Consider the following 705-nt stretch of genomic DNA (forward strand, 5'->3'; position numbering starts at 1 on the left):
ATATTTGCTATAGCAATATATGGAATAAGAGTATATACAGGTTCACCAGTAGCAAAAGATTCTCAAAAAGAATACTTTGAAATTAAGCAAGGAGAAGGTGCTTATAATATATCAAAAAAAYTACAAGAACAAGGACTTATAAGAAACTCAAGATTATTCGTTGTATTAGCTAAACATTTAAAATATGACAGAAAACTTTTAAGCGGTTATTATGAGCTTAATAAAAATATGAGCATGATAGATATAATGAAGCATTTAAATAGYGGTAAACAGGCTATGGTAAGGCTCACTATTGCAGAAGGTAAAAATATATACGAAATAGCTAACTAYTTAGAAACTCAAGGTTTTACTACAAAAGAAGAGTTTTTAAAAGCATGTCATGATAAAAAAATATTGGAAAAATATAGTATTCCTTCTGATAGTGTGGAAGGATATATATTTCCTTCTACATATTATATAGTAAAAGGCAACCCTGCAGAAGTATTAGTTACTCATATGATAGATTCACTTTTTAAACAGTTTCCAGATTTGGAAGAGAGAGCCAAAAAAATTGGAAGAACTGTACATGAAGTATTAACTATGGCTTCTATTGTAGAGAAAGAAATGGGACCTAATGATAACCCTAAATTAATAGCTTCTGTATATTATAATAGATTACATATAGATAAAAGCCTAGAGGCAGACCCTCCAACAATTTATGCTATT

Annotated in this window: 1 protein-coding gene; it reads left to right on the plus strand. The window is 29.1% G+C overall.

The genetic code is table 11. The annotated features are described in order from the left end of the window. A partial coding sequence (mltG, locus tag GQX97_RS13310; RefSeq protein WP_157152296.1) for an endolytic transglycosylase MltG occupies positions 1-705 on the plus strand: 705 nt, incomplete at both ends.

It is taken from the genome of Brachyspira sp. SAP_772, from assembly GCF_009755885.1.
In the GTDB taxonomy this organism is placed as follows: Bacteria; Spirochaetota; Brachyspiria; order Brachyspirales; family Brachyspiraceae; genus Brachyspira.